The sequence below is a fragment of the Staphylococcus pasteuri genome, from assembly GCF_030547725.1.
Classification (GTDB): Bacteria; Bacillota; Bacilli; order Staphylococcales; family Staphylococcaceae; genus Staphylococcus; species Staphylococcus pasteuri.
In genome coordinates this window covers 1-259 of record NZ_JAUOQO010000505.1, presented here as the reverse complement: position 1 = coordinate 259, position 259 = coordinate 1, and the positions used below count along the sequence as shown (strand labels likewise).

The window sequence follows — 259 nt, the reverse complement described above, 5'->3', positions numbered from 1 at the left end:
ATTCCAGTTAATAACGACACGCCTGTTTTCCCAGGTGATCCGAAACCGAACATCTATCCTGTAGCGGAGCATGACAAAGACGGATATCAGGTGACCCAAATGAATATCGGCACACATACCGGCACACACCTTGATGCCCCTTTCCACTTCCAGAAAGATGGCGATCCCATCGATCAATCGAGTTTAATGAAAGTGATGGGACCCGGTCACGTCATTGATGTAACAGGCAAAGAGCCAGGCGAACAAATCACATTAAACG

The 259-nt window shown here is 47.5% G+C and carries 1 protein-coding gene; it reads left to right on the top strand.

The window, feature by feature from the left end; translation table 11 throughout:
* A partial coding sequence (locus Q4528_RS14515) for a cyclase family protein (RefSeq protein ID WP_303522350.1) occupies window positions 1-259 on the top strand: 259 nt, incomplete at both ends.